Genomic DNA, 12,583 nt, shown 5'->3' on the forward strand with positions numbered 1-12,583 from the left:
ATAACCTGTTACCTAGTTGTTAATTTTCTAAATTCGCTGCACATCAACTTAATGAAATCCATGTCAGACCTCGGAGACGAGTCAACATTCGAAGATACATTTTTTACCGTGCGCAGAAGCAGTGAAGGGCTTTATAAGGATAGAAGTAGTAAGTTTTTCTATTTTTCATTTCCGGTTAAAAATGAAGAAGAAATCAAAACTCACCTAGCAGAGCTAAGAAAAAAGTACTATGACGCTCGGCATCATTGCTTTGCCTGGGCTCTGGGTAAAGATGCAGACCAATTTAGAGCAAATGATGATGGAGAGCCTAATCATTCTGCCGGAGATCCCATTTTGGGACAAATCAGATCAAATAATTTAACTAACATTCTAATCGTAGTGGTTCGCTATTTTGGCGGAACAAAACTGGGAATGGGAGGATTAATTCAGGCCTACAAAACCTCCGCTGCTTTAGCGATAGAAGCAAATGAAATTATCGAAGAGCGAGTAAAAATTTCCGTCTCCATTCAATTCCCCTACCCCGTGATGAACGATGTGATGAAACTCATCAAAATCCATGACCTTCAAATTCTGTCTCAAGAAATGACCTTAGGCTGCGAAATGAAGTTAGAATTCAGAAAAGGATTAGAAGAGCTGATTATTAGTTCACTTGAGGAAATAAAAGATTTGGAGTTAACCGTTATTTAAACAACTCGTCTAAATACCCTTCAGCTTTGAGCTTTTTGAATATTTCTAAACATCCCCAGGCATCTGTGGCGGCATAGCGCTGCTGCTTAACAGTCAACTTTTCTGCCTCCCAGTTAGAAACTTGTTCAGACTTGGAAATGCGGATCCCTAATACCATCGCACAAAGATTTCTCACTCCTATATTGATAAATCCAACTCTTTTCAACTCATCGTTTAGGTCAAAAAATGAGTTTGCATAAAATGAATCTGTCAATTTGGCTAAGCCTTTGATATCGTCGTGAACAGCCGCTCCCACTTTCACAATACTTTCTTTTTCCAGAATATTCCGAATAGAATCTGGAAAGCCTATTTCATTCAATCTAAAAAGAAAAGCTTGAGTAGAGGTTGACAATTGCAATAAGGAAACCTGATTTGTTACTCCCTTTTTAAAAGCTGGTTTTGTCTCTGTATCAAAGCCGAGGACGCGTTGCTGAACCAGAAATTCTGCGACTTCCTCTACATCTTCAAGTTTATCGATTAAAAACATCTCACCCTCAAACTGTCCTAGTGGAAGGTTATTTACCTCTTCTTTTGTAATTTTTAATGGAATCATACCAACTTTTCTTCTTCTACTTCTTCTACTTCATCATAATAGGTGATTCCTATTTTGAAATAGCCATATAGAATGGTCATAAAAGGACTAATAATATTAAAAAAACAATAGGGAGCATACGTTAATGTAGCAACTCCTAAAACTGAAGCTTGAGTAGCTCCACACGTATTCCAAGGCACCAAAACGGATGTTACAGTCCCTGAATCCTCCAAAGTTCTACTGAGGTTTTCAGGCGCCAACCCTCTCTTCTTATAGACATCTGCATACATTCTTCCCGGTACCAAAATAGCCAAATACTGATCTGAAGTAGTGATATTGAAGAATACGCAAGTGGCGACAGTCGATGCGATCAATGACCCTATACTGTGGACTTTTTGGATAACAGCTTCTGCCAAAACGCGTAGCATACCACTTTCTTCCATTATTCCGCCAAATACCATAGCTGCGATAATCAACCAGATAGTGTACATCATCCCTGCCATGCCGCTGGTCACCAGCAGTTCATTTACCACATCATTTGTAGTCGAAATACTGATTTCTCCGTATAGTGACATCATCACTGCCTTAAAGCTTTGATAGGCGTAGGAAGCATTTTCTGCCGCAATCAGTCGAATGATTTCTGGCTGAAAAATCACTGCAAATAGCCCTCCCAACAAGGCACCAGTCAATAAAGCCGGGATAGCCGGGATTTTTTTGATAATCATGAAAATTACCACTACAGGAACAATAAACAGCCAACCTGTAATATTAAATTTCTCGAGAATAACATTCGAAATAGCCTGCACGTTATTCACATCTCCACTGGCCTCATAATTCAATCCAATCACAATAAAGATGATGAGTGTGATTGTAATTGATGGAATTGTGGTTTTCGCCATGTAACGAATGTGAGTGAACAAATCTGTACCAGCCATAGCTGGTGCAAGATTGGTAGTATCTGAAAGTGGGGACATTTTATCTCCGAAATAAGCTCCAGAAATTATAGCTCCAGCTATAACCCCCTCTTCAAACCCCAACGCTTTACCAATCCCTAATAAAGCCACCCCTACCGTGGCAACTGTAGTCCAGCTACTGCCAGTAGCCACAGAAACAATGGCGCTAACTATACATGCTGCAACCAAGAAAATTGTGGGACTTAAAATCTGAAGTCCATAATAAATCATTGCCGGAACAATCCCACTCAATAGCCACGTGCCAGCCAATGCCCCTATCAAAAACAAAATCAGAATACTGGACATAGCAGCACTTATGCTTTTAATCATCCCATCCTGAAGTGTCTCCCAATTAAACCCTAAACGATAAATCGCTACTAAAGCTGCGACCATCGAAGAGAGAATAAGTACTATTTGATTGGAACCTGAAAGACCATCTGTGCCGAAAACCTGAATATTTAAAACCAATAAGACGATCAAAAAAACCAGGGGGATTAGTGCGTCAAAAACTTTTGGAGAACGATTAAAGCCTTGCATTAAAAGGGATTTGGTGGATTAAGGAGTTGAATCTAATGAAAAAATATTAATTACATCTTGGACAAAAGGGCAGAAAGCTCCTTTCCAACTTGCCAACCAATCGCCACACCCATTCCGCCTAAACGAACCGCAGCAACAGTATTTACACCTAATTGTTGAATAATAGGAGATTTAATTTTACCAAAAGCCATTATTCCAGTCCATTTCATATCCCAAGCAATAGTTTTACTAGGAAATATTACCTCAGTTGCCAATTTTTCCAAGTGAGATTTTATTTTCGGATTTACTTCAAATTCAGTACTTTTTTCACCCTCAAAATCCTTATTCCTTGCTCCACCTAGAAGTAGTCTTCCGTCAATCTGACGAAAATAGACATAACCTCTATCCATATGGAAGGTACCTTTCCATGGGATTTTAAAATCCAAAGGTTCGGACAAAAGGATCAACCCTCTGCCAGGTTGAATGTCTGACTCCGCCCAAAGTTTCTTGGTGAAGGCATTCGTACAAATAGCAATTTTATTGGCTTTAAACTCCATATTGATTTCTCCTGCACCATCTTCTGCCAAGACTATTCCTTCATCTTTCAGAATTTCACAAACTGATATACCTGTTAATATTCGTACACCTAGTTCCTGTGCCAATTTCCATAGGGAGGTCATGTACAGCCCAGGGTCAAGTTCTCCTTCAAATTTATTTTTGACTATGTAATTGATTTGATCAGCAAAACCCATTTTCTCGCGATTCTTCACAAGCGAAAAAACATCTTCTTTAAATATTGGCCTGAGAATTTTATTCACAGCACCCATCTGATCTAACGCTTCGCTCTGGCTCTCCTCCAAAAGTTCGTATCCATTCGACTGCACATATCCAAGATTTTTAGCGCCAAACTGCTTTTCGATGGCCATAAGGCCCCTATATCTACGCTCTACAAGCGCGAGAATCTCATCTTGGGTCATGTGCCAAAAATCATCCAATATCTCCGTCAAACTCCCAAAACATGCAAATCCTGCATTTTTGGTGCTTGCACCAGTAGGAAATACACCTCGTTCCAATACAAGAATATTTGAACGGGGGTGTTTCGCTTTAAAATGGATAGCGGTAGAAAGACCAACAAAGCCAGATCCTACTACTATGAGGTCGTACTCAAGAAAGTGTTTTTTCTCCCAATAACTGAACATTTCGATTTTAAGAAAAAAGGAATTAAAATAGATTTAGTATTTTAATTCAATCTAAGCGATATAATCCCAAAATACCATGAGAAAAATCGATGAGTTATTCCACGAGTATGGTCAGAGTCATCAAAACATGACCAATAAGCTTATTCACTGGGTTTGCGTGCCTGCTATTTTTTTCAGTATTGTCGGGCTTATATTTAGTATTCCCTCGGATCCACTACCTAATCTCCTTCCATTCCTTGAAAATTTTGCCAATTGGGCGACGGTGGTGTTGACCCTTGTCTTGATATATTACCTCATGCTTTCTATACCGCTTACCTTAGGAATGTTTCTATTTTCTGCCGTGTGTTTAGCATTAGCCAATTTTATAAATCTGTATTTTCCAGGGAAACTATGGATGATTAGCCTTGGGTTGTTTATTTTGGCCTGGATCATGCAGTTTTATGGACATAAGATTGAAGGTAAAAAACCCACATTCTTGAAAGACCTTCAGTTTTTGCTGATTGGTCCAGCATGGTTGATGCACTTTATATACAAAAAGTGGGGACTTGCTTATTGAGAAGCCATCTTATTGACGACCACACTATCTGCCAATTCTAGCTGAGTTCTGGTAAAAAGCTCTTTTAACCTACTAAGAGACCTTTGGTTTTTAAGCGTATAAATACTTTCCAAGATAGATTTCTTCTCTCTTGCTGTCAATCTCCAATTCAAAGATGCACGCTGCATGGTTTCCTGACTTTCTGTCAATTCTTCCACTTGTACTTTTTCTGGAGCATATTCAAATTCTATTTTCTCCAGGTTAAAAGGCATTGACTCTACCATATAATTGAAAAGCACTTCATTCTGAATCGTCTGCACATTATCCCAATTCGCATATATGTTTTTCAAAGGAGTAAATACCTTCTCAAAAATTCTAGGGGGAAAGCTCGGAGCTATCTCTGTGATTTTCTCAGAATCCCTAATAGTCACTAAAACTACTCCTCCTGTATTCTCTTTAATCCATGATTGGAAAACGTACATAAAGCGTAGCGCATCCTGAATCCCAAAGTTATCAGACAAACCAGTGTCCATTGTTTCCATCGCTGGATGCGAAGGAAGTTCTATGTTTGGGGTGATAAAAGGAAAGGTTGCACTCATCCTTAAAGCAGTGAGAAATCTTAAATTCTTCGAGTCATGATCTTGGAAGTAACGAAGAAAATCTATCGACTGCTTCTTCTCATCCAAACCAAATTTACCTAGCATCGATGTTCCAAAAAATGACATGGAATGTGGAGAAATCACAAGTTTTCTTCCATCGTTTGTTATTAAAGTAGTAACGGGAAGTAATGGAATACTCCCGGTAAATTCCGGATCCCTATATTCAGAGATTGGCTTATCCAGGATTCCTTCAGTATTTTGGTTTAATTGATTTTCAAAGGCAAAACCCCTATCCTTTAGGTACTTGCGACCATTGTAATTGAAATTTTGATTTCGAATCAACAAGTCATTAACGAGCAGTGTAAAAATAATTGGATTAAGATTATCAGCTGATATTTGATCTAGGTACTTTTCATCTAGAGGATATACTGAAGAGTCAGTTAATGATCTAAGATAAACCTCTCTAAAAAATGCTTGGCCCAAGACACCACCTGAAGCCCCAGTAAATAACTCAGTATGCTTTAAAACCTCTCCCTCATCTATTGCATATATACTCTGTAGAACTTTTACAGTCCATAAAGCTGAACGCTGCCCCCCTCCACTTGATGCTACCATCACCATTTTAGGCTTTCTTTCATTAGGAAATTTTGCTTTCCAATTATTGAGAATATTCAGTACATTATTTTTATCCTCTTTTACCAGTTCAGGACTCAAAAGACTATCCATATGGGCAAGGCTGTAAGTAACTGGAGGCTTTGAATAATCTAACCCGTATGCTTCGTGTGGGCGATTTAAAAAATTGAAATTACTGAAATAATTTGCCAGAATGAGGAAAGCCACCACAGCAAATGAAGCCCATCTTCTCAGCCAAAAACTAACTGCTCCGACCAGCATTACTAATATGGCAAACAGGAGCGTGGCACTCATAGCTGCCGGTAATTGGAGATACTGATTCTCCTTGAAAAACCCTAAAAATAGGACAAAGAGGATCAGGAATACTTGGATTACAAAGAGGTTTAGATGATTCTGATCAAATACCCTTAGCAACTTTGTACCCTCAAATCTTGAAATATCCGGTCTCACCTTTTCAGGCCTAAGGTGAAGATTTAAATAGTAGAGAACCTTGTAATTTTGAGTTTTAAGCTCTTTATACTGGCTAATTACATTTGCCCGTGTCAATCTTACCTTTCGAAGTCGTTTGTCTACAGTCCCAGCAAAAAGAATAAAGAAATCCTTATTTGTAAAAGCGAAATATCCAAATATTACAGCATATGTGATGACACTCCCCCCCACAAAACCAAGAAAATAATACAATACTTCCCAATCATTTGGAAGGTCATTTCCAAGTTGGAAACTTATAAATCTTAAAATATATACCAAATAAAAAATGAGTGGAATTATTCCATTATTCACACAATAATGAATAAATGGCTTGCTCAAAATTGCTAAAAACTGGAAATGGCTTCCGTCCATAATGTAGGTGGACATATGAAATGCCATAGTCAAAACAGCAAATCCAACTCCCATTAAAAAATAACTCACCCAAGACACTTGATGCAAATATTCAGGATCTAGAAATAGAAATGGAATCCCCAGCATCACACCGAAGTATTCCATTATCACCCCCATCAGTACCAACCAGATGAGTACAAGCCCTAGATTTTTTCTCAGGTGAAGTAAAAATAATTGGACTGGAAAACTGTACCAGATTTTATCTCGCATGTAATTGGTTTTGCGATAATTTACTGCTTTTCTTTAACTCTCCACAATCTTTTCGTCAATCCAATTCTGGTCTGTGAAGACTATATATTCTAACAAATAAATTGAATTGAAAATCAAGGAGTTACTAAACTCTAGCGCATACAAGCTGTTGCTTTTGCCGAAAACACCCTTGCGCTTCAAAGGATATATTTTACCTTCGAAGCTCAAATAGAAAGAATTATGAGAACTTGGTTTTTATGCAAAGTAAAATATGCAAAGGAGAATGAGCAGGGTTTGCTTAAGAATATTTCTGAGGCATATTTAGTAGATGCGGTATCTTTTACAGAAGCAGAAGCAATTCTTTATGATAGGCTAGCATCTCAGATTAGGGGAGACTTTCAAGTCACAGGTATCAGCAAAAGCAATATAGTAGATGTATTCTTTTATGAGGATGCTGACATTTGGCATAAATGTAAAATATCCTATATGGTGGCAGATGGTGAGAGTGGAAAAGAGAAAAAAGTCACTCAATATATGATTGTAACCGCAAACGATGTAAAAGAAGCCTACGATAGAATTCAGGAAAGCTTAGGAAATATGCTCGTAAGCTTTAGAGTTCCAGATATTGTAGAGAGCCCAATTATAGAAGTTTTCCCTTTTGAGCGGGACGAAGTGGCAGATCAATTACCTGAAGGTAATTTCAGACCGGTTTCAGAAGTTACTCAAGACGAAGAATAATTGACCACTATTAACCAACAAAAAAGGCCGCGAACTGCGGCCTTTTTTGTTGGTTAATAGAGAGTTGATCTACTGTTCTTCAACTTGAGCGATTTCATAAGCATCTTTGCCATCTACCTGTACTGGCAAATAGTAAGTGTCACCGTATTTCACATAAGTCTGATCACCAATCTTGACTTCTTCAGCACCTTCTGGAAGTTGATCCACAGTAGCACCTGCAGGTGGAGCCACTACGGTATATTCTCCATTTTCTTTCTCATAGTAAGTACCTCCATAATAATAATTATTCACAGTAGGGCTGACTTCTACCGTTTGCGCATCACTTGGAATAACTTTCACCGTAGCACCTTGAGGAGCTTCCACAACAACATAGCCACCATCAGCTTCTTCATAGAAAACACCTTCATCGTAGTGATATTTTTGATTTTCCACAGACACTATGATCGCTGTAGTTGCTAAAGTAGCGATGAAGAAACCCCAGGGATGCCACATTGGCCCCCAATAAAATGGCCTGAAAGGATGGTAATAGTAAGGTCTAAAGCAAGAGAAACCAAAACCTCCCCAGATCACGGGTGGTCGTGGATAAGGTCGATAAGGCGGACGATATCCAACGTTTCGATTATTCCTTACATTGATATTGTTCCTGCTATTATTGACATTGATGTTCACATCCTTACTATTATCAATGTTCACCTTATTCCCAATATTCGCCTTATTTCCAATATTATTTCCTGAGTTATTCCCAACTTTATTATCCTTGATATTGGCAACTTTACTGTTGTTCGTAGTTTTATTAGTCACTCGACTTGATCCGCCATTTACAGTGGATCTTGAACTGGAGTTTGAGGCCTTATTTACTGCCGGACGGCTGGTTTGTCTAGATTGTGTAGGTCGGGAAACCGTTCTACTCGGTGTCCTAGAAGGTGCCTGACGAGTTGTAGTGGGTCTAGCACCACCTCTTCCTGCGGCTGCTCCTCTCATGCGCTGTGCCTCTGCCATATCTGGCAAAACAAGCAAGGCAAAAATCCCAATAGCTAGTGCTACTAATTTTATTTTATATGTTTTCATTTCGTTCGATTTTATGATTTAATCCTTTTTAATCCATGTAATCTGTCTTGCTCCTGGAGGCGGCAAAAAATCAAACATAGATTCAGGGTAAACAGTATTTAATTCCCAATTTGAAAAATCTGTCTCATGCTGATGAGATTGAGCTCCATCTAAATACGTTAGAACTGTTTTCATCGGAAGGTAAAACCCATCGTCAGAGATCCATAGTTGGATGGTGACATGCTCATTCGCCGCACCAATATGAAATGCCCGCTGATTATCGATATGAGTGACACCCATAAACTCGATATAATCCATTTCATCTACAAAATCCTTGGAAAAAGTCGGATAAAAGAGATCTGCCGTGGTGAGTTCCACACCAAAATCTTGATATAGCCAATCTATTGTTTCTATTAAATTACTAGGAGCATCAGCAACAGTATATATATTATTGGCAAAAGAATAATAAATGACCTGAGATCCATTGTAAGAATATAGGTCTTCCCTTTTTTCGCCTGTCACACGAACATAAAACTTATCAGGACCAACAAATTTCACAGTACTTGAACTAAATTCTTTTATAAAAAAATCATCAGCATAAGCAACGTCCTTTGAAACTTTCGAGGTAAATCCTACTGAACCCAACTCACCAAACATACCACTCATTTTATCCAAAATCATTAATGCTGTGGTATCCATTTTTTTCTCTTGGGCTTGAGCTAGATGACCTAAGAAGATCAATATGGCCCCAAAACAAATTTTCCTTATCATACGAACTGTATAGTTTAGTTAAAAATTAATATTAAATATAAAGAAATGAATACAAAATGGAAATCATCAATCAATGATCTAATAAATATTTAGCATTTTCTGTAAAACTAGAAAAATCAATTGAATCTCTGCTACTATATTTATCCACTTTACCCCATTTAGGGGCGCTTGAAACTATGTTTGAAAAACAGGACACTAAGTAACCTTTTTAACGTTTTTGGATGAATAAATGTATTTTTATGTATTTCATATAAATATATTTGTATTTTGAAGTTTATAACCTGAGGATTCTTTAAATTTACAAGATGAACGATTACGATGCCATTAAAGGCCTCAGTCAGCTAGCTATAGTATCCGAGTACTTTCTTCAAGTTACCTTGGACAAGACTGGGCGGGTCATTACATCGGATTCTGGCATTGGTCCAATACCGACTTTTTTCGACAATAAAGAAAAACCAATCTATTTTTCTGATTGCTTTGTTGCATCTAATTGGGGGAAATATGAGAACCAGAGAATAAAAGCTTGGAAAAACTCTCATCAATCTTTTATTGTTGACCTTCAAAAAATTGTACATCCTAGAGGCGACTTGGTTGATACAAAATGGGAATTCTTTTTTATAAGTGAAGATTTTGGCACTTGCTTGGGGATAGGTCATCCAGTTTCCCAACCTATGCCTTACAATTTAGGTTTAGGAGATTTCTTTGATAGCGCTACCAATGAGGGAAAAGAAATTATTGACAGCATTTTAGAGGATAAACTACTTGGTTTTTGGGAATTTGATGTGTCCAAAAAAGGAGATAAAATAAGCCAAGGTCTGGGGCAAATGCTCGGCTACACCCAAGATGAATTGATGGGAAGTACTCCTATTTCATGGCAAAAACATATTCATCCCGAGGACTTCCCAAACTTATTAATTGATTTAGGTAATCATTTTAAGACTGCGGGTAATATTCCTTTCAAAAAGGAATTCAGGATCAACCAAAAATCAAATCAGACTATTTGGGCTTTAGGGTTTGGTAAGACTATTGAATGGTCAACTACTGGTCACCCCACCAAAATTTTAGGCTGCATTTTGGATATTACAGATCGAAAAAAACAGGAAATCTGGCTTAAAGAGCACCACTACTTCTTGAAAGAACTTGCATTTGAACAGTCTCATACGCTCCGCGCACGAGTAGCAAATATTCTAGGCATACTTGAAATACTGGATAGTGAGCCTCAAAACGATGAATCTAAAAGGCTTGTGCAGCTCATTAAAAAAGAAACAAAATTATTGGATCAGTCGCTCAAAAAAAGCATCAAGGAATCTGTTCAAAAAAATAAGTCCATCGAAAATGATTTATCAAATGAGGCAAATTCTTCTCCATTTTAACCAAAAAAGACCAGGAACTTAAAGTTTCCTGATCTTCCATTTTGCTTTTAAATAGCCCCAAATCACTTTGGGGCTCATTACTTTTTTCCTCTTGAGGCTTCCATCATATCCCACATTTCTTCAGGTATTTGATCGAGATTATTAAACTCGCCTGCACCTTTCAGCCATTCCCCACCATCGATAGTCATTACTTCACCATTTACATAGCTGGAATAATCAGAAACTAAATAAGCAGCTAGATTAGCTAACTCCTGATGCTCCCCAACTCTTCCGACAGGCACTTTCTTAGCGGGGTCAAATTTCTTAACCAAATCTCCCGGAAGTAAACGACTCCATGCTCCTTCGGTAGGGAATGGACCTGGAGCGATGGCATTAGATCGAATACCATATTTTGCCCACTCTACAGCCAAAGAACGTGTCATAGCTAGTACTCCCGCCTTGGCTGCAGCAGATGGAACAACATAACCTGAACCTGTCCAAGCATATGTAGTGACAATATTTAGAAATGTACCAGACTGCTTTTTTGCGATCCAATCTTTACCCGCTGTAAGAGTCACTTGGGAAGTACCTTTCAATACAATGTCCAAAACAGTATTAAAAGCATTAGTTGAAAGCCGCTCTGTAGGACTGATGAAATTGCCAGCAGCGTTGTTCAATACAACATGAATTTGCCCTAATTGCTCAGTAGCATCTAGCCACATAGCTTCCACTTGTTCAATTTCCCTCACATCACATGCCAGCGGGATCACCTTCCCTCCTTTTGCAGCCATCATTTCTTGAGCAGTTTCTTTCAGTACATCAAGCTTTCTAGAAGTGATTACCAGATTGGCCCCCAGTTCTAAAAAATACTCTCCCATGGATCTACCAAGTCCTGTTCCTCCGCCAGTTATAATAATATTTTTGCCTTTCAATGCTCCCGGTTTAAGCATTCCTTCTGCTAAAATCATAAATTTGTGGTTTATCGTCGAACTCCAAGATAGTTATTTCGGCTTGGTAATTGAAGGACGAAGATTAAACCAACTCTAATATTTTTAATCACCATTCAATGAGAAGATTTATTTTCGGTCTGATTCTGCTAGTTCCAATTTTGATGAGTTGTGCAGAAGATGAAGAAAAAGTAATCCAGACCGATTTGGCGACGGAAGCATCTCAATTGTTCAGCATCTCTAAGGACTGGAATGAAAGCTTGTATTTCGCACTGATATCTTGGGAGGAATATCAATTAGTTGATTCCCTCAATTTACCTAGCTGTCCAGCAATTCTTTTGAACCAAGAAGCCAAAGAGGTAACCTTACATTTTATGGCTAGCACTACTTGTATTCAATCAGGAGAATACGGGAGAAGCGGAAAACTGACCATCAATTTTGAAAACTCTTCAAGTAGCCTTTTAAACCGATGGACTTTAACTTATGATGAATATTACTTCGGTACAAAAAAAATAGAGGGTACTAGATCCTTTTCCTCTGACAGATTCAACCAGATTAAGGAAGAATTTACTGATCTAATTGAAACTACTGACACCAAGCTTAGCACAGAATTCTCCGGAAAATTCACCCACACAAAAACCTACATTAAGGATACCTTGGCCAGTATCAGCTCAATTGGAAGTATAAAGGGTACAAATCCGGTGGGTAGAGAATTCGAAATAGCTATTAACAGCCCCACAAACCGCTTTGTCACTTGCTTACAGGAAAATGAAATTCTTCCTGCAGCTGGTGTCGAGGACTGGTTTGTTTCCAGAGGAGGAAATTCTGAAGTATCTTATTTAACAACCTATGAATTGATGGATAGTTGCAAAGTAGCAGCAAACACCAAATTACCCGACGGAAGAAAGTTACTTTTGAACCCAAAATAAATAAGCACAAAAAAAGCCCTGATATTATTCAGGGCTTT

General features: G+C 38.3%; 12 protein-coding genes. 5 read left to right on the forward strand and 7 right to left on the reverse strand.

Features of this window, described 5'->3' with window-relative positions; genetic code table 11:
- Positions 1–60 precede the first annotated feature (60 nt).
- Positions 61–687: an IMPACT family protein gene (locus QOL76_RS10300; protein ID WP_283412874.1), complete on the forward strand. Its 627-nt coding sequence runs from the start codon at positions 61–63 to the stop codon at positions 685–687.
- Here the strand turns inward: QOL76_RS10300 and QOL76_RS10305 are convergent.
- Genes QOL76_RS10305 through QOL76_RS10315 form a run of 3 tightly spaced genes read right to left on the reverse strand, consistent with a single transcriptional unit; the run spans position 680 to position 3,926 of the window.
- The gene (locus QOL76_RS10305) at positions 680–1,279 is read right to left on the reverse strand and encodes a 3'-5' exonuclease (protein WP_283412875.1); all 600 of its coding nucleotides are present in this window, start codon (positions 1,277–1,279) and stop codon (positions 680–682) included. The two genes, QOL76_RS10300 and QOL76_RS10305, sit on opposite strands and share 8 nt — an antisense overlap.
- A complete protein-coding gene (gene nhaC / locus QOL76_RS10310) occupies positions 1,276–2,748 on the reverse strand; it encodes a Na+/H+ antiporter NhaC (protein WP_283412876.1) in 1,473 nt (490 codons plus the stop codon). Before nhaC ends, QOL76_RS10305 begins: the two co-directional genes overlap by 4 nt.
- Positions 2,749–2,798: 50 nt before the next feature.
- Positions 2,799–3,926: an NAD(P)/FAD-dependent oxidoreductase gene (locus QOL76_RS10315; RefSeq protein WP_283412877.1), complete on the reverse strand. Its 1,128-nt coding sequence runs from the start codon at positions 3,924–3,926 to the stop codon at positions 2,799–2,801.
- Positions 3,927–4,002: 76 nt separating this feature from the next.
- Here QOL76_RS10315 and QOL76_RS10320 point away from each other — a divergent pair, with 76 nt between their 5' ends.
- Positions 4,003–4,482, forward strand: a complete 480-nt coding sequence (locus tag QOL76_RS10320) for an Mpo1 family 2-hydroxy fatty acid dioxygenase (RefSeq protein WP_283412878.1) — start codon at positions 4,003–4,005, stop codon at positions 4,480–4,482.
- On the opposite strand, the gene QOL76_RS10325 is transcribed toward QOL76_RS10320, so the two are convergent.
- Positions 4,476–6,782, reverse strand: a complete 2,307-nt coding sequence (locus tag QOL76_RS10325) for a patatin-like phospholipase family protein (protein ID WP_283412879.1) — start codon at positions 6,780–6,782, stop codon at positions 4,476–4,478. The two genes, QOL76_RS10320 and QOL76_RS10325, sit on opposite strands and share 7 nt — an antisense overlap.
- A 219-nt stretch (positions 6,783–7,001) precedes the next feature.
- Here QOL76_RS10325 and QOL76_RS10330 point away from each other — a divergent pair, with 219 nt between their 5' ends.
- Entirely contained in the window at positions 7,002–7,499 is a 498-nt protein-coding gene (locus QOL76_RS10330) for a DUF4494 domain-containing protein (RefSeq protein WP_283412880.1), read from the forward strand.
- Positions 7,500–7,568: 69 nt separating this feature from the next.
- On the opposite strand, the gene QOL76_RS10335 is transcribed toward QOL76_RS10330, so the two are convergent.
- A complete protein-coding gene (locus tag QOL76_RS10335; protein WP_283412881.1) occupies positions 7,569–8,567 on the reverse strand; it encodes a DUF6515 family protein in 999 nt (332 codons plus the stop codon).
- A gap of 18 nt (positions 8,568–8,585) precedes the next feature.
- Complete coding sequence (locus tag QOL76_RS10340; protein ID WP_283412882.1) at positions 8,586–9,317, reverse strand: DUF2092 domain-containing protein; 732 nt, start codon at positions 9,315–9,317, stop codon at positions 8,586–8,588.
- Between the two features lie 305 nt (positions 9,318–9,622).
- Here QOL76_RS10340 and QOL76_RS10345 point away from each other — a divergent pair, with 305 nt between their 5' ends.
- Entirely contained in the window at positions 9,623–10,690 is a 1,068-nt protein-coding gene (locus tag QOL76_RS10345; RefSeq protein WP_283412883.1) for a PAS domain-containing protein, read from the forward strand.
- Between the two features lie 77 nt (positions 10,691–10,767).
- On the opposite strand, the gene QOL76_RS10350 is transcribed toward QOL76_RS10345, so the two are convergent.
- On the reverse strand, positions 10,768–11,637 hold the full coding sequence (locus QOL76_RS10350; RefSeq protein ID WP_283412884.1) for an SDR family oxidoreductase: 870 nt from the start codon (positions 11,635–11,637) through the stop codon (positions 10,768–10,770).
- Between the two features lie 98 nt (positions 11,638–11,735).
- Here QOL76_RS10350 and QOL76_RS10355 point away from each other — a divergent pair, with 98 nt between their 5' ends.
- Entirely contained in the window at positions 11,736–12,545 is an 810-nt protein-coding gene (locus QOL76_RS10355; RefSeq protein WP_283412885.1) for a hypothetical protein, read from the forward strand.
- The last annotated feature ends 38 nt before the right edge of the window (positions 12,546–12,583 follow it).

The sequence above is a fragment of the Algoriphagus winogradskyi genome (assembly GCF_900182815.1).
Classification (GTDB): Bacteria; Bacteroidota; Bacteroidia; order Cytophagales; family Cyclobacteriaceae; genus Algoriphagus; species Algoriphagus winogradskyi.

Coding starts and splice junctions, on each gene's coding strand:
- QOL76_RS10305 (WP_283412875.1), bottom strand. CDS start 1,279: ATGATTCCATTAAAAATTACAAAAGAAGAGGTAAATAACCTTCCACTA.
- QOL76_RS10330 (WP_283412880.1), top strand. CDS start 7,002: ATGAGAACTTGGTTTTTATGCAAAGTAAAATATGCAAAGGAGAATGAG.
- QOL76_RS10325 (WP_283412879.1), bottom strand. CDS start 6,782: ATGCGAGATAAAATCTGGTACAGTTTTCCAGTCCAATTATTTTTACTT.
- nhaC (WP_283412876.1), bottom strand. CDS start 2,748: ATGCAAGGCTTTAATCGTTCTCCAAAAGTTTTTGACGCACTAATCCCC.
- QOL76_RS10320 (WP_283412878.1), top strand. CDS start 4,003: ATGAGAAAAATCGATGAGTTATTCCACGAGTATGGTCAGAGTCATCAA.
- QOL76_RS10355 (WP_283412885.1), top strand. CDS start 11,736: ATGAGAAGATTTATTTTCGGTCTGATTCTGCTAGTTCCAATTTTGATG.
- QOL76_RS10315 (WP_283412877.1), bottom strand. CDS start 3,926: ATGTTCAGTTATTGGGAGAAAAAACACTTTCTTGAGTACGACCTCATA.
- QOL76_RS10300 (WP_283412874.1), top strand. CDS start 61: ATGTCAGACCTCGGAGACGAGTCAACATTCGAAGATACATTTTTTACC.
- QOL76_RS10345 (WP_283412883.1), top strand. CDS start 9,623: ATGAACGATTACGATGCCATTAAAGGCCTCAGTCAGCTAGCTATAGTA.
- QOL76_RS10335 (WP_283412881.1), bottom strand. CDS start 8,567: ATGAAAACATATAAAATAAAATTAGTAGCACTAGCTATTGGGATTTTT.
- QOL76_RS10350 (WP_283412884.1), bottom strand. CDS start 11,637: ATGATTTTAGCAGAAGGAATGCTTAAACCGGGAGCATTGAAAGGCAAA.
- QOL76_RS10340 (WP_283412882.1), bottom strand. CDS start 9,317: ATGATAAGGAAAATTTGTTTTGGGGCCATATTGATCTTCTTAGGTCAT.